The organism is Aerococcus sp. L_32 (assembly GCF_050689315.1).
The window spans coordinates 1-846 of the sequence record NZ_JBOEQF010000786.1 but is presented as its reverse complement, the minus strand read 5'-3'; the positions used below and the strand labels follow the sequence as shown (position 1 = coordinate 846).

1 protein-coding gene is annotated in these 846 nt (G+C 45.2%); it reads right to left on the bottom strand.

Annotated elements, in window-relative coordinates:
• Window positions 1-74: 74 nt before the first annotated feature.
• On the bottom strand, window positions 75-846 hold a 772-nt coding region (locus tag ACRCJ0_RS16480), incomplete at its 5' end, for a DUF1189 family protein (RefSeq protein ID WP_431391236.1).

The following is an 846-nucleotide window of genomic DNA, read 5'->3' as shown; positions in this document are numbered from 1 at the left end:
GTTAAAGGTGGTACATGATCCATTTAAAGCACCTGGTCTAGGTTCAAACAGGATTCAAAATCATACTGGATGGATTAAGCTTCCAACAGTTGAAATTCGTCCAAGGTTTGGTCGCGGAATCTTGTCTTCCACATGACTAAGAGCAGCATGGTCACCAGACCGATTGTTTGCAAGCTAGCAATTAAAGATACATCAAAGTTGTATAAACCGTAAGCCATAGCCAAGAAGGTCGGCAGTGATAAGGCATTTAGGATTAAATTGATGGACTCTTTATAAGTTTCAATAGACGTAACCGGGCTCCCCTTGGTCATATAGAACATGAGGGCCGCAATCCCAACTAAAAATAGGTTCATGGCTAGGAATATCAAGCTGATCACACTCGAGAAGATCAAGACCACTAAGACGCGATTTTGGTCTAACCATTGCTGGCTCAAACTTTCCTGAATCCCTGCTTGGTCGAGCCCTGTCAAGTCGAAGTCTTTGGTATAAAGGACCGTTGCCGTTGGCGCCCCAGCTTCCATTAAGACGAATTGATTCTCTTGGAAAATGAGTGCCGTTTTCCCGCTAGCTGCCAGTGTCTCTAGCTGATCGTCGGCTAATCCAAAGGCGACGGTTCCTTCAGTCCTTTCTGAAACCACTGGTTGGTCGATCAGCATTTCTCCATTTTCAAAGGTAACTTGCTGGATCTCGGCTACCACTTGGTCGTCTACAAGGGCCATGGCATTGGGATAGTAGTCGGTTACGGGAAACTCGGTCATATTGGTATAGTTTAGGGTTACTGGAACTGTCATCAAACCGTTTAAGAAGAGGATGACCAGCAACATTTGCCACCATTTGAGGTCATGT